The organism is Desulfosediminicola sp. (assembly GCF_048381775.1).
GTDB lineage: Bacteria > Desulfobacterota > Desulfobulbia > Desulfobulbales > Desulfocapsaceae > Desulfopila > Desulfopila ganghwensis.
This window is the reverse complement of sequence record NZ_JBLXGE010000002.1, coordinates 319,167-332,155: the sequence shown is the minus strand read 5'-3', so window position 1 is coordinate 332,155 and position 12,989 is coordinate 319,167. Positions and strand designations below refer to the sequence as shown.

Sequence of the window (12,989 nt, the reverse complement as noted above, 5' to 3'; positions counted from 1 at the left end):
TGCCGGCGCAGTTTCGTGGGATCGAAGGGCTATCGTTTCTGTTCAGTTTGTGGATGTGAAACCAACCAGTTATTGGCTGGATTCGCTTCGATGAGCTCCTTGATCCGGACCGTGCTGTAATAGTTGTGTTTGACAAAAGGATCCTGATAAATAATCCGCTCAGCCGCAGTTAAATCAGCCGCCCGTATGATCTGGATCGCAGAATCATCGTCGGTAAAGGGTCCACATAGCGCAAGGACCTTCTCATCATAGAGTTTCTGCAGATGGTCAATGTGCTCCTGCAGCAACCCCTCAGAGAACCGGTCCTTGCTTTTACTTGATAGTATTGCGACGAATTTTTTCAATTCATTGTCCAAGGGAGATCGTGTTTTAGAGGTCGGAGAATTGGAGATTGAATCTACGTGCGGGGTACCTGGAGAACAGCTGATTTTGTGCCAAGGCGAAGTATCTTGAGGAAATCAGTCGGAGCAAGATAATGAATATCGAAGTCTCACTTCTTTCATTCATCTGCGAACATTGATTTCCTCAAGATAACGAAGATCTGGATAAAAGGAGCATTCTCCAGAATTACGAGTTGATCATCTCCTCCTGCACCATCCTGTCAATATAATCCAGTACAAACTGGCGTTGGATGGGCGTTGCATGGGCAATACAGCTGCAATGCAGGTTGGAATGGCTGCGAACCAATAGCTCAAAGCGAACCCGGTACTGCTCAACCTCTACAGCGAGGTAAAATGGTCCATGGTCTTCGTGGCCCTGCTGGGCCTCGGAGAGAAGGTCGTGAGTTAAAACGATCCAGTAGAGGCCGATCATCGGTCCGGCGGTAAGGGTTCGTTTAAGGTAGGAGTCGATATTATCTCGCTCCATAGGGGAAAGTTCATCAATAACAAACTGGCGCATAAGATCGTATTGAGTAAATGTCTGGTCTGCCCTGGCAGGTGTTTAACTCCCTGCCTCATGTTTTGGCCGGTTCAGACCGTACAGGAAAAATTCTCGCACCGGCATGCGAAAGCCTAAAAGAATTCTCAACATACAAAAATCCCCTCTTCCTTCAACAGGGAAAAGGGGATGAGAGTTTAATATTTATCTGAGATATAGATCAGATATCAAGCCACGTTGCATCGCTATTAAGATCTTCGCAGCCGTCATCGGTAACCAGTAACATGTTCTCCAACCGGATTCCACCCCAACCGGGTATATAAATGCCTGGTTCGGCGGTGACGATCATGCCCGGTTTCAGCTTCTGGTTGCCAATTTTAGAAAGCCGGGGTGCCTCATGTACCTGCAGGCCGACGCCGTGGCCAAGACTGTGGCCGAAATACTTGCCATATCCGGCATCATCGATCACATCCCGGGCAGCCTTGTCCGCTTCTTTTCCGGTAATGCCCGGTCGTATTGCCGCGATGCCGGCACGTTGTGCTTCACGAACGATCCGGTGGATCTTTTTGTATTTCTTTGATGCCTTGCCGGGGACAAAGGTGCGTGTCATGTCAGAGCAGTAACCCTTCAACACCAGTCCCATGTCGATCGTCAACGGCCGGTCTCGCATCACCATCTGGCGGGAAGGAACCGCATGGGGCAGGGCGCTGTTATCGCCGGAAGCGACTATTGAATCAAAACTGGCCGATTCCGCTCCCAGCTTGCGCATGGTCTGCTCGATGGCAAGGGCCACCTCAATCTCAGACATCGAGCAGGAGATTTTTGGAAAAACCTCCTGAAAAACCTGCTCGTTCAGGCGCACCGACTTGCGGATGGCGTCAATTTCATCGCCATCCTTGACCTCCCGCATTTTCTCGATAACTCCAGAAAGCGGGATTAATGAGACACCGATTTTTTTGAACGCTTTCCCGTAACTCACATAGCTCGAGTGCAGCAGATAGTCGGTCTCGAAAGCGAGACGTTGGATCTCCATCTTCGGCAGCAGTTTTTTCAGGAGCGCCAGCAGCCCCCGGGTGTAGATTTTAACCTTGAAGCCATCTACGTCGTTCTCAGCCTGCTGCATATAGCGAAAGTCAGTGAGCAACAGTCCTTTCCCTCTGGCGGGGATAAGCAGCACACCGGAGCTTTCTGTTATGTCGTGATCTGACGCGGTAAAACCGCTCAGGTAACGCCTGTTGCTGGGCTGGCTTACCAGTATCGCGTCTATTTTTTTGCGGCGCAGTTTTTTCTGCAGTGCCTTGACTCTACCGCTATAGTCCATGGGATACTACTCCAGATTTTGTACTGAAATGGTCTGAGGTTAGACTAAGCCGAGCTGCTCGAGGATCATTTCCTTACGCTGATCCATTGCCTGGAGATACTGGCCATTAAGATCCTGCTGCATCTTACCCATCTCTTCACCATATTTGGGGTGCATGGAAGCCCTGAGCTGACCAGGATCGACACCCTGGGCTGCATACTGCTGTTCAAGCTGACCGCGCAACGCCTCTTCAAGCTGTTGCACGACCTGCTCCTTGTGCTGATTGTACTGCTGCAGAATCTGCTGCAACTCTGAACAGGTTTGAGATACAGCAGAAACACCGAGAGCACCGGCAAGCTCCATAACACCGTTTAATGAGGCTTCTGCACGATCTTTGACTTCTTCGTCGCGCGGTAAGGTGATGTTGCGCATCAGGATATCAGCAGCGCCTTTGTAGACAGCCTTCTGAGATTCGGCCGGTTGTTGAGCCAATTCCCCAGCAAGATCGGTGACTTTTCCGCTTAAAAAGTCTGCGGCAAGGCGCATTCCTGCTTTTTCAAATTCTTCGTCATTGTTTACCGGTTCGGAGTTGGCGGTCATTTTCGCCATACGCTCCATAACCAGATCCATGGTACTTTTTATCTCAGCCATAAAACACCTGTTGTGTTGAGTAATGAAATTTAAAATAAAATAAACACGGAGTGTACAATACACACCCATGGAGCGCAAAGAAAAAGGAGGGCCTTCATCGACGCTTCAGTCGTGTGGTTAAGTGAATGATTTTTCGTTTTTGTATCAGTTTTTGCGTTGCATGCGCGCTGCGAAAAAACCATCGATAGATGATGAAGGTCGCGGGCAAAAACATTTGTCTTCTATGAACTTTGCAGCCGGTTCCGGCAAGGTGTCTCTGCAGTCGCAAAGAACAAATTCAGGATGCTCCAACAGGAAGTGGTCGACCACCTGGCGGTTTTCTTCCGGTTCAAGAGAGCAGGTCGCATACACCAGTATACCATCTTCGGCCACCAACTGTGAGGCCAACTCAATAAGTTTACTCTGGGTTTGCTGATAGCGCTTGAAATCACTTTTTTTCCTGTTCCAGCGAATATCAGGGTGTCTGCCGATGACACCGGTCCCTGAACAGGGGGCATCAATCAACACTCCGGAAAACTTTGACTCAGAATCCCGGGCGAATTGCTCAAGTGGCATGGGATACAGTGCAACGTTTTTATCGGGAAAGAGCCGCGCCATATTTTCATGGAAGAGGTTCTGACGGTGTTTTTCAGGCTCCACCGCCACAACTTCCGTTGTATTTTTGGTTAGCTGGCAGATGTGTCCCGTCTTGCCGCCAAGTCCGGCGCAACAGTCGAGGTAACTGCCTGATTCTTTAAATGGGGCGAGCAGCAGCGTCGCCAGTTGAGCAGCCTCATCCTGAACCTGAAAGTACCCCTCCTGATAACCGGGAAGCGCAGTGACAGCACCTTGGAAATCCCTGAGGACCACGCTGTCCGGAGCATAGCTCCCACTCGTGGCGTTGATGCCGAGCTGATTGAGTTGTTTCAGGTAGTGCTCTTTTGAGACCGTTCCGGTATTGACCCGCAGAACTAACTGCGGTTCAAGACTGTTGACGGCACAGATTCGCTCCATCTCCTGCCGGCCATACTGTTTGACCCAGCGCTTGGTGAGCCAACCCGGGTGATTGAGAAATGGCCGTCCATCGGGATAACGGTCCTGCGGTCCGGGAAGCTGTTCCTTTTGCCGCGTTGCGCTTCGCAGCACACCATTTACAAAACCGTGCAGATGGCTACCTGGCCTGGCCTTTTTTACAGCATTGACCGCTTCATTGACTGCGGCGGATTCAGGAATGCGATCGAGACAGAACAACTGATACAAACCAACCAGCAGGGTCGCATGGATAAATGGTTCGAGTTGCTGGAAGGGCTTTCTGGCTAACAGGGAGAGCAGGTGATTAAGGTATTCCCGTCGGCGTAACACGCCGTAGACCAGATTCATGGCCAGCCCTCTCTCAGCACCTGTAACCTGGTATTCCAGAGTAACCGAGTCGAAAAGTGGCTTGAGGGGCAGCTTGCTCTGCTGCAGACGGACGAGGGTTTCGGCGGCTGCATAGCGGCTACTGAAGGGAGTGCCTTTGGCTATGTTACCTGTAGCTCGGGATTTTGTTGTCACTTGGCTGTTCGTTGAAATGGTTGACCACTTTGCGGGCTTGCTCTTTGGTACTTTATGAACGGTCTGCGGGTTTCGGGTAATAGTAGAGAGATAGAGGTGAATTGCAATCATTAAATTCGAAGCAACAGAGATACTGCAAAATTGGAAGATGACGGCTGAGCGGCGCTGGTTAAAGTTCGTTAAAAATAAAAACAAGCAAGAAAAGTTTCCAAAAATGTAAATCTCGAGCCTGTATATTGCGTAAATGTCACAAAAATGCTGGAACTGAAATGACAGGTGTGATACTGTTCAGCCCAGACGGATTTTGGTAACCATTTGTTAATCCAATGATTCCGGGTTGGAGGTGGACATCATCTTTTCCCTGGCATGAGAGGGGGCCTGAACTGGCACGTGAATTGATAAGAACACTGCCAGGCATTGCCTGAAATATGGTTACCAAAAGAAAGCTGGTTGATGCGCAAATCATTTCACATTACGGAGTCGATATTATGTTTGAGTCACCCTATATATTGTTTTTGGGAGATGCACCTGATGGACTGGCGGCAAAGGTTGCCCAGGGGATATATGACTGGCGCCCGGAGGCAGTAGCGGGCCAGTATCGTATGGAGGGTTGTAAGGCGGATCTTGGGATTGGGGATATCTCAATTGACGATGCGGTGCTTGCGGGAGCAAAGACTCTGGTCATTGGGGTGGTAAACAGGGGCGGTGTGATTTCATCTTCCTGGAAATCCGTGCTGCTGGAAGCCCTAGAGAAGGGGATGGATATCGCCTCGGGCCTGCATAACCTGTTGAAAGATGAACCTGAACTGGTGGCAGCGGCCGAAAAATATGGTCGTAGCCTATATGATGTACGGGTACCGACGGTAGATTACCCGATTGCCAATGGTAAAAAGCGTAGCGGCAAGAGATGCCTCGCCGTCGGTACGGACTGTTCTGTGGGCAAGATGTACACAGCCCTCGCGATGGATAAAGAGATGCGCAGGCGTGGGGTTAAATCGACTTTCAGGGCAACCGGGCAGACCGGAATACTTATCACCGGTGACGGTGTGCCGCTGGATGCGGTTGTGGCGGATTTTATGGCCGGTGCCATCGAGTGGCTTACTCCTGATAACGATCCGGATCACTGGGATCTGATAGAGGGGCAGGGAAGCCTCTTTCATCCATCCTATTCAGGTGTTACAATGGCTCTCGTTCATGGTGGCCAGCCGGATGCGCTCATACTTTGCCATGAGCCTACCCGTGAGCATATGCGTGGTCTGCCGGGCTATAGTCAGCCTTCGCTCGAAGAATTGCGCGATGTGGCGCTGCAGCTGGCACGGGTGGTGAATCCGGAATGTGTAGTGGCTGCGGTTTCCGTGAATACCCAGCATATGGATGAGGAACAGGCTCAGGTTTATCTCTCTGGCCTGGAAGAACAATTGGGACTTCCGGTTGTGGATCCGTTCCGACAAGGGGCACAAAGACTGGTTGAGGCGCTGTTATGATACTACGGGTATTTCGGGAAGTCTTTCCCCTTGCACAGCCGTTCACCATCTCAAGGGGCTCCCGCACCGAGGCGGTGGTGGTGCGGGTTGAGATAGAGAGTGACGGCGCGATCGGTCAGGGCGAGTGCGTACCATATCCCCGTTATGGCGAGACCGTGGCTGGGGTTATGGATCAAATCACCGGTTTGCCGGCATCTTTTACCCGGCAGGAACTGCAGAATCTGCTTGCCCCCGGTGCTGCCAGGAACGCTGTGGACTGTGCCATGTGGGATCTTGAGGCCAAGCTGAAAGGTCGTCCGGTCTGGCAATTGGCCGGGCTTTCCGAACCTGGCTCAGAAGTTACGGCCTATACCCTTTCGCTGGATACTCCCGAGAATATGGAAGCCGCTGCCCGGAAAAACAGTCACAGGCCGTTACTCAAGACCAAGCTGGGTGGCACCGGTGATGTGGCAAGAATAGAGGCGGTACGGCGCGGCGCTCCCGGGGCCAAAATTATAGTCGACGCCAATGAGGGCTGGTCAATTGAGACCTATGGCGAACTTGCGCCGGTGCTGGTCAGGCTGGGCGTGGAAATGGTCGAACAGCCGTTGCCTGCCGGTGAAGATGAGGCCCTGACAGATATAGAAAGGGTGTTGCCGGTCTGCGCTGATGAATCCTGCCATGATCGCAGCTCTTTAGCCAAGCTTGTCGGCAAATATGACATGATAAATATCAAGCTCGATAAGACCGGTGGGCTTACCGAGGCGCTGGCCCTGAAAGAAGAAGCTGAACGGGCAGGCTACCATATAATGGTGGGTTGCATGGTTGGTTCTTCACTGGCCATGGCTCCTGCTGTGCTGGTGGCACAGGGATGTGCGGTTACAGACCTGGACGGCCCGCTCTTGCTGGCCCATGATCGGCCGGATGGTTTGAAATACGATCAGGTAGGAGTGCATCCTGCAACGAAAAGCTTGTGGGGTTGATAGAGAGTAACTGATAGCTGGAGACAGCGATTGTAATTATAATATTTTATGAAATTATCCGAAGCAGCACATTGTTTTAAGGTGAGTTTTCTGAACTTATACAAGGAAAAGGTTACGAGATGAGCAGAACAGTATATGTGAATGGCGACTATGTGCCGGAAGAGGAGGCCACTGTCTCCGTTTTTGACCGTGGTTTCACTTTTGGTGACGGTGTATATGAGGTTACCGCAGTTCTGGACGGAAAGCTTATCGATTATGAAGGGCATGCCAACCGGTTACAGCGCTCTTTGAAAGAACTCGGCATGAAGATGCCGGTCACTCCGGACCAGATGCTGGAAATTCATCGTGAGCTGGTGCGCAGAAACGATGTGGCGGAAGGGTTGGTCTACCTGCAGGTGACCAGGGGAGCTGCCGACAGGGATTTTGCATACTCTGATGACCTTACCCCAACCCTGGTGCTCTTCACCCAGGCCAAGAAGGTGAGTTCTGTAAAAGCCGGCATCAGAGTGATCTCCGCGCCGGATATCCGCTGGGGACGCCGGGATATCAAAACAGTGCAACTGCTTGCCCCATGTATGCTGAAGATGTTGGCGAAAAAGGAGGGCAAGGACGACGCCTGGATGGTGGAGGATGGTTATGTCACCGAAGGTACTTCCAACAATGTGTACATCGTCACTGCCGATGATACCATTGTTACCAGAAATCTCTCAAACTCGATTCTCCATGGCATCACCCGTTCTGCAGTCCTGAGACTTGCCAAAGAGCAGAATATGCAAGTGGTTGAGCGACCGTTTACCATCGAGGAAGCGCAACAGGCCAAAGAGGCGTTCATGACTTCCGCCACGGCCTTTGTTTATCCGGTTGTGGAAATTGATGGTGTTAAGCTGCATGACGGCAAACCTGGTGCGGTCTCAAGAAGATTGGGACAACTGTACCTTGAAGAAGGCAGGAAGAACGCAATTTAAACGCTATTCAGGTTTATCACAGCCTCCTCCAGGAAATATAAAAGCCGTCCATTCCGGGGACGGCTTTTTTTATTTCCTGGACCGGAGATTCTTCATTCGTTCAGGAAGTGTCGCTTTTAATCACTGTTTTTACGGTCTTGTATTATGATTTTTTTTTGCCTGGCGATGAATAACAAAAATGTAAATTTTGTAAAGTCGGGAGAAGGGTCACGTAATCCGGTTGGCAGGGGTAGAGCTGTTAATGCAATATTGGCAGGAGCTTCAGTGAAAAATGCTGCGTCACAAAATTGTGGTAAGGTCTGTTGGCACCCCTTTTGGCCGTGTGTGGTTCCTGCAAAATTGTAATGTGGTCTGACCGCCATTGGTTGCTAAATGGCAGCTCGACAAAGAAAAAACAGTATTTTGGTGAAAGAGTTCATTACTAAAATGTTGTAAACACGATAATGTTGACTTTGGTGCGCTTTTTCAGAACATAGAAGTGTGGTTGCTGGCACAACCCTTGCTAGTCAAGATGTGCGTCTTGCAATAAAGAGAATGTAATAAATGATATTCGGGTCCTGTCGGATACCACGGCAGTTGGATTTGCGCTGCGGGGGGAAAGAGATGATGGGACGTAAGCAAGGTGCTGACAGGTGGTTTGAAGATGTACAGTTTGAGATAATGAACAGAGCAACTACAAAATTCAGGAGAACGTAATGAAGAGAATTACCCGGACACTTACAACTGCAGCACTGACGCTTTGTCTTTCAGCCGGCCTCGCCCAGGCAGCTACCAAGGATGAGGTTCTGAAACGTGGCTACCTGCAGTGCGGGGTCTCAACAGGTCTGCCGGGATTTTCCAATCCGGATGAGAAAGGAAACTGGACCGGTCTCGATGTTGAAATGTGTCGAGCCGTGGCTGCCGCAACACTGGGTGACGCCACCAAGGTTAAGTTCGTACCGCTCACAGCCAAAGAGCGATTCACCGCCCTGCAGTCAGGCGAAGTTGATATTCTCTCCAGAAACACAACCTGGACCCTCACCAGAGATTCTTCCCTCGGTCTGAACTTCACCGGTACCAGTTATTACGATGGACAGGGATTCATGGTCTCCAAAAATCTCGGGGTCGCAAGCGCACTCGAGCTTGATGGTGCGGCGGTTTGTATCCAGTCCGGTACCACAACCGAGCTGAACCTTGCCGATTACTTCAAGCAGAACAAGATGGAGTACAAGCCGATAGTTTTCGATACCTCCGATCAGACCGTTAAAGGTTTCGAAGCTGGTCGCTGTGATGTACTCACCTCCGATCAGTCCCAGCTTTACGGTCTGCGCATCAAGCTTGCCAAGCCTGAAGAGGCCATTGTACTTCCTGAAGTAATCTCCAAAGAGCCTCTGGGGCCGGTTGTACGTCAGGGTGACGATGCCTGGTTTAATATCGTCAAGTGGAGCCTCTATGCAATGGTGAATGGTGAAGAGCTTGGTGTCACCTCAGCCAATATCGATACCATGAAAGATACCCCAAACCCCGCCGTGAAGCGTCTGCTTGGTCTCGAAGGCATCAAGGGTGAAGGTCTCGGCCTGGCAGATGACTGGTGTTACCAGGTTATCAAGCAGGTTGGCAATTACGGTGAAATGTTCGACCGCACCGTTGGTACCTCCTCTGCGCTGAAAATCGGCCGTGGCCTGAACGCACTCTGGACTCAGGGTGGGCTGCAGTATGCCCCGCCTATCCGCTAGATCTCTCATCAGTCCATACAGCGCCATCTTCTTCAGTGTTTCGTTAGTGCGCATAGCATAATCTATAGCGCACTAACGAAAACTTCGAATATGGCGCCGTCTGAACAGATGAGGGTGGCGTCTTACTTTTTCACAAAGTCAAAATAGATCCTGGGGGCGGTTTAGTGCCACTCCCTGTGATCATGCTTTTCACCCATTGAGGGGAATGTGGGACAGCTCTGTCTTTCGTCTTCCCATGAGTTGTGGATTACTATGTCTTACCAGACCAAGAGTACAAAGCATTGGTGGAATAATGCCCAGCACAGGGCACTGCTTTTTCAGGTGCTGTTGATTGGTGGCCTGGCACTGGTCGTCTGGACCATTGCCGGCAATACCATGACCAATCTGGAAAAACGCGGCATATCTACCGGATTTAAGTTTTTAACACAGGAATCGGGGTTTGGTATTATCCAGAGCCTCGTTCCATATGACGAGTCATACAGTTTTGGCCGGACCTTTGTCGTCGGCCTTTTGAATACGCTCCTGGTATCGTTTTGCGGCATCATTCTTGCCACTATTCTCGGGTTTACTGTAGGTGTGGCGAGATTATCGAAAAACTGGCTGGTGTCGACCATGGCCGGGATCTACATCGAGATTTTTCGAAATATTCCTCTGTTGCTGCAGATCTTTTTCTGGTATTTCGCGGTATTGAGGGCCCTTCCTTCGCCAAAGCAGAGTATGTCGCTGGGGGAGACGATCTTTCTGAATATCCGTGGTCTGTATTTACCGAAACCGATCTTTGAGAGTGGCTTCGGTCTGGTGCTGGTAGTTCTGGCAATCGCTGTAGCAGTGACGATCGCTCTGGCAATATGGGCAGGTAAACGCCAGCGGGAGACTGGTCAGCAATTCAACACTCCACTGGCCGCCGGCCTGCTCGTGATTATCCTGCCACTCGCTACATATTTTCTTGCGGGTAGCCCAGTTTCCTGGGAGTTGCCGGCATTAAAAGGCTTTAACTTCAAAGGTGGCATTTCCATCATCCCTGAGTTCACAGCGCTTCTGGTGGCACTTTCAATCTACACCGGTGCTTTTATCGCTGAGGCGGTACGCTCAGGTATTCTGGCGGTAAACAAAGGGCAAACTGAAGCTGCCTCGGCACTCGGTCTGCATCAGTCCATGGTGCTGAAGCTGGTGGTCGTTCCCCAGGCGCTCAGGGTGATCATTCCTCAGCTCACCAGTCAGTATCTGAACCTTGTGAAAAACTCCTCACTGGCAACAGCAATCGGCTATCCGGATCTCGTTTCGGTGTTCGCCGGAACGACCCTGAATCAGACTGGCCAGGCTATTGAGGTTGTGGCCATGACCATGGCGGTCTACCTGTTCATCAGTTTGACGATCTCCTTCTTAATGAACTGGTACAACAAGAAAATTATGTTGGTGGAGAGATAGAATGGCAGTAATTTCCTATACCCCTGCAATTGATCGTATGCCGCCAGTAGCCAAGGCCGGCGTGGTTGGCTGGTTGCGGCAAAACCTGTTTTCTTCCTGGATCAGTTCCCTGTTCACTGTCGTGGCGCTCTGGTTCCTGTTCAAGACCGTACCGCCGGCACTGGAGTGGCTCTTTTTCAAGGCCAGCTGGGTCGGAACCACCAGGGATGCCTGTAGCGCCGATGGCGCTTGCTGGGTATTCATCTCGGTGCGATTCGAACAGTTTATATTCGGTTTTTATCCTTCTGAGCAGTACTGGCGTGTCATCCTGGCCTTTGTGATGTTTGTGGCACTGGTCGGTTGGTTGCTGGTTGAACGTACCCGGCATAAGGGGAAGGTCGCGTTTTTTGCCATCTTCATCTACCCGGTGATTGCTTACGGTCTCTTTTATGGTGGCCTGTTTGGTCTGCCGGTGGTCGAGACCCACAAGTGGGGCGGCCTGATGCTGACCCTGATCCTGGCAGCGGTGGGTATGTTCTGCTCACTCCCGTTTGGGGTGGTGCTGGCCCTGGGACGAAGGTCCTCAATGCCGGTGGCTAAGTCGGTTTGTATCTTTTTTATCGAGTTCTGGCGGGGCGTACCCCTTATTACGGTGCTGTTCATGTCTTCGGTGATGTTGCCGATCTTTATGCCCGAGGAAATAAGCTTTGATAAATTGTTGCGAGCCATGATCGGCATCATCTTCTTCCAATCTGCGTATATGGCGGAAGTTATCCGGGGCGGCCTGCAGGCTATTCCACGTGGGCAGTATGAGGCAGCGGAGGCGTTAGGCCTCTCCTATTGGAAATCGATGTTTCTCATCATCATGCCCCAGGCGATGAAGCTGGTAATTCCCGGAATCGTCAACACTTTCATCGCGCTCTTCAAAGACACCACGCTGGTATTGATTATCGGCCTGTTCGATCTGCTGGCGGTGGTGCAATCTGCTTTCTCCGACCCGAACTGGCTGGGGTTTTCCGTGGAAGGCTATGTGTTTGTGGCGGCAATATACTGGGTGTCCTGTTTCTCCATGTCACGCTATTCCATGTATCTTGAGAAAAAACTGCATACCGGACATTAACAGCAGCCGGCAACGACCAAGGAAGATAATGAATAATACGCAATTAAAGGAAGATCCGGCCATGAACAGCGAAATAATGATCGAGCTCAGGAACATGAATAAATGGTATGGCGATTTTCATGTGCTGAAAAATATCAACATGAAAGTGTACAAAGGGGAGCGCATCATCATCTGCGGTCCTTCCGGCTGCGGAAAATCGACCATGATCCGCTGCATGAATCGGCTCGAGGAGCACCAGGAAGGCGATATTATCGTCAACGGTGTGGAGTTGACCAATGATCTCAAGGGGATTGATAGGGTGCGACGGGATATCGGCATGGTGTTCCAGCAATTCAATCTCTTTCCCCATCTGACAGTGTTGGAAAATTGCTGCCTTGCACCGGTCTGGGTGCAGAAGAAACCGAGAAAGGAGGCGGAAGCAACAGCCCGCAGATTTCTCGATCGCGTGCAGATAGGTGACCAGGCAGACAAATTCCCCGGCCAGCTCTCCGGGGGGCAGCAGCAGCGTGTGGCCATTGCCAGGAGTCTCTGCATGAACCCCTCCATTATGCTCTTTGATGAACCGACCTCTGCGCTGGATCCTGAGATGATAAAGGAAGTGCTCGATGTAATGGTCGATCTGGCCGAAGAGGGCATGACCATGATCTGTGTTACCCATGAAATGGGCTTTGCCAAGACAGTGGCGGATCGTGTCATATTTATGGATGCTGGCGAGATTGTAGAAGAGAATGAGCCGGAGGAGTTTTTTAGTAATCCCCAGTCGGAACGTACCCAGCTTTTCCTGAGCCAGATTCTCTAAGGTGTGAGGCGGGAAGCTTCAAGGTAGAAGTGAGAGAGATGAGAGGGGTAAAGAGTAAGCTGTGACAATCTCCTGATGAACATCTAAAAATACGGCCATATTGCAAAAAATGTGGAGCGAGATATATTTCTACAGTTTGTAGTTGTTAAAAATGGCTGATCTGACAGTGTTTTT

General features: G+C 50.8%; 12 protein-coding genes. 7 read left to right on the top strand and 5 right to left on the bottom strand.

Annotated features, from left to right (window positions below):
• Positions 1-29: 29 nt before the first annotated feature.
• The 5 genes from ACN5NT_RS04360 to rsmB all read right to left on the bottom strand — a co-directional run bounded on the left by ACN5NT_RS04360 (position 30) and on the right by rsmB (position 4,363).
• On the bottom strand, positions 30-344 hold the full coding sequence (locus tag ACN5NT_RS04360) for a YciI family protein (RefSeq protein ID WP_419174628.1): 315 nt from the start codon (positions 342-344) through the stop codon (positions 30-32).
• A 223-nt stretch (positions 345-567) separates the two neighbouring features.
• Positions 568-900 carry a hypothetical protein gene (locus ACN5NT_RS04355; protein ID WP_419174627.1) on the bottom strand — a complete coding sequence of 111 codons (333 nt, stop codon included), beginning with the start codon at positions 898-900 and terminating at the stop codon, positions 568-570.
• 199 nt (positions 901-1,099) lie between these two features.
• A complete protein-coding gene (locus ACN5NT_RS04350; RefSeq protein WP_419174626.1) occupies positions 1,100-2,200 on the bottom strand; it encodes a M24 family metallopeptidase in 1,101 nt (366 codons plus the stop codon).
• Positions 2,201-2,239: 39 nt separating this feature from the next.
• Positions 2,240-2,830, bottom strand: coding sequence for a hypothetical protein (locus ACN5NT_RS04345; RefSeq protein WP_419174625.1), 591 nt, complete (start codon positions 2,828-2,830; stop codon positions 2,240-2,242).
• 144 nt (positions 2,831-2,974) lie between these two features.
• Positions 2,975-4,363, bottom strand: a complete 1,389-nt coding sequence (gene rsmB, locus ACN5NT_RS04340) for a 16S rRNA (cytosine(967)-C(5))-methyltransferase RsmB (protein ID WP_419174624.1) — start codon at positions 4,361-4,363, stop codon at positions 2,975-2,977.
• Between the two features lie 488 nt (positions 4,364-4,851).
• Here rsmB and dgcN point away from each other — a divergent pair, with 488 nt between their 5' ends.
• The 7 genes from dgcN to ACN5NT_RS04305 all read left to right on the top strand — a co-directional run bounded on the left by dgcN (position 4,852) and on the right by ACN5NT_RS04305 (position 12,815).
• A complete protein-coding gene (gene dgcN / locus ACN5NT_RS04335) occupies positions 4,852-5,847 on the top strand; it encodes an N-acetyltransferase DgcN (RefSeq protein ID WP_136795356.1) in 996 nt (331 codons plus the stop codon).
• Complete coding sequence (dgcA, locus tag ACN5NT_RS04330) at positions 5,844-6,809, top strand: N-acetyl-D-Glu racemase DgcA (protein WP_419174623.1); 966 nt, start codon at positions 5,844-5,846, stop codon at positions 6,807-6,809. Before dgcN ends, dgcA begins: the two co-directional genes overlap by 4 nt.
• Positions 6,810-6,928: 119 nt before the next feature.
• Positions 6,929-7,774, top strand: a complete 846-nt coding sequence (locus ACN5NT_RS04325) for a D-amino-acid transaminase (protein WP_419174622.1) — start codon at positions 6,929-6,931, stop codon at positions 7,772-7,774.
• A gap of 695 nt (positions 7,775-8,469) precedes the next feature.
• Positions 8,470-9,489: an amino acid ABC transporter substrate-binding protein gene (locus tag ACN5NT_RS04320; RefSeq protein ID WP_136795353.1), complete on the top strand. Its 1,020-nt coding sequence runs from the start codon at positions 8,470-8,472 to the stop codon at positions 9,487-9,489.
• 252 nt (positions 9,490-9,741) lie between these two features.
• Complete coding sequence (locus ACN5NT_RS04315) at positions 9,742-10,917, top strand: amino acid ABC transporter permease (protein WP_419174756.1); 1,176 nt, start codon at positions 9,742-9,744, stop codon at positions 10,915-10,917.
• A 1-nt stretch (position 10,918) separates the two neighbouring features.
• Positions 10,919-12,016, top strand: coding sequence for an ABC transporter permease subunit (locus ACN5NT_RS04310; RefSeq protein ID WP_419174621.1), 1,098 nt, complete (start codon positions 10,919-10,921; stop codon positions 12,014-12,016).
• Between the two features lie 28 nt (positions 12,017-12,044).
• On the top strand, positions 12,045-12,815 hold the full coding sequence (locus ACN5NT_RS04305) for an amino acid ABC transporter ATP-binding protein (protein WP_338031716.1): 771 nt from the start codon (positions 12,045-12,047) through the stop codon (positions 12,813-12,815).
• Positions 12,816-12,989 lie beyond the last annotated feature (174 nt).

Coding starts and splice junctions, on each gene's coding strand:
- dgcA (WP_419174623.1), top strand. CDS start 5,844: ATGATACTACGGGTATTTCGGGAAGTCTTTCCCCTTGCACAGCCGTTC.
- ACN5NT_RS04310 (WP_419174621.1), top strand. CDS start 10,919: ATGGCAGTAATTTCCTATACCCCTGCAATTGATCGTATGCCGCCAGTA.
- ACN5NT_RS04355 (WP_419174627.1), bottom strand. CDS start 900: ATGCGCCAGTTTGTTATTGATGAACTTTCCCCTATGGAGCGAGATAAT.
- ACN5NT_RS04305 (WP_338031716.1), top strand. CDS start 12,045: ATGAATAATACGCAATTAAAGGAAGATCCGGCCATGAACAGCGAAATA.
- ACN5NT_RS04325 (WP_419174622.1), top strand. CDS start 6,929: ATGAGCAGAACAGTATATGTGAATGGCGACTATGTGCCGGAAGAGGAG.
- dgcN (WP_136795356.1), top strand. CDS start 4,852: ATGTTTGAGTCACCCTATATATTGTTTTTGGGAGATGCACCTGATGGA.
- ACN5NT_RS04315 (WP_419174756.1), top strand. CDS start 9,742: ATGTCTTACCAGACCAAGAGTACAAAGCATTGGTGGAATAATGCCCAG.
- ACN5NT_RS04345 (WP_419174625.1), bottom strand. CDS start 2,830: ATGGCTGAGATAAAAAGTACCATGGATCTGGTTATGGAGCGTATGGCG.
- ACN5NT_RS04350 (WP_419174626.1), bottom strand. CDS start 2,200: ATGGACTATAGCGGTAGAGTCAAGGCACTGCAGAAAAAACTGCGCCGC.
- ACN5NT_RS04320 (WP_136795353.1), top strand. CDS start 8,470: ATGAAGAGAATTACCCGGACACTTACAACTGCAGCACTGACGCTTTGT.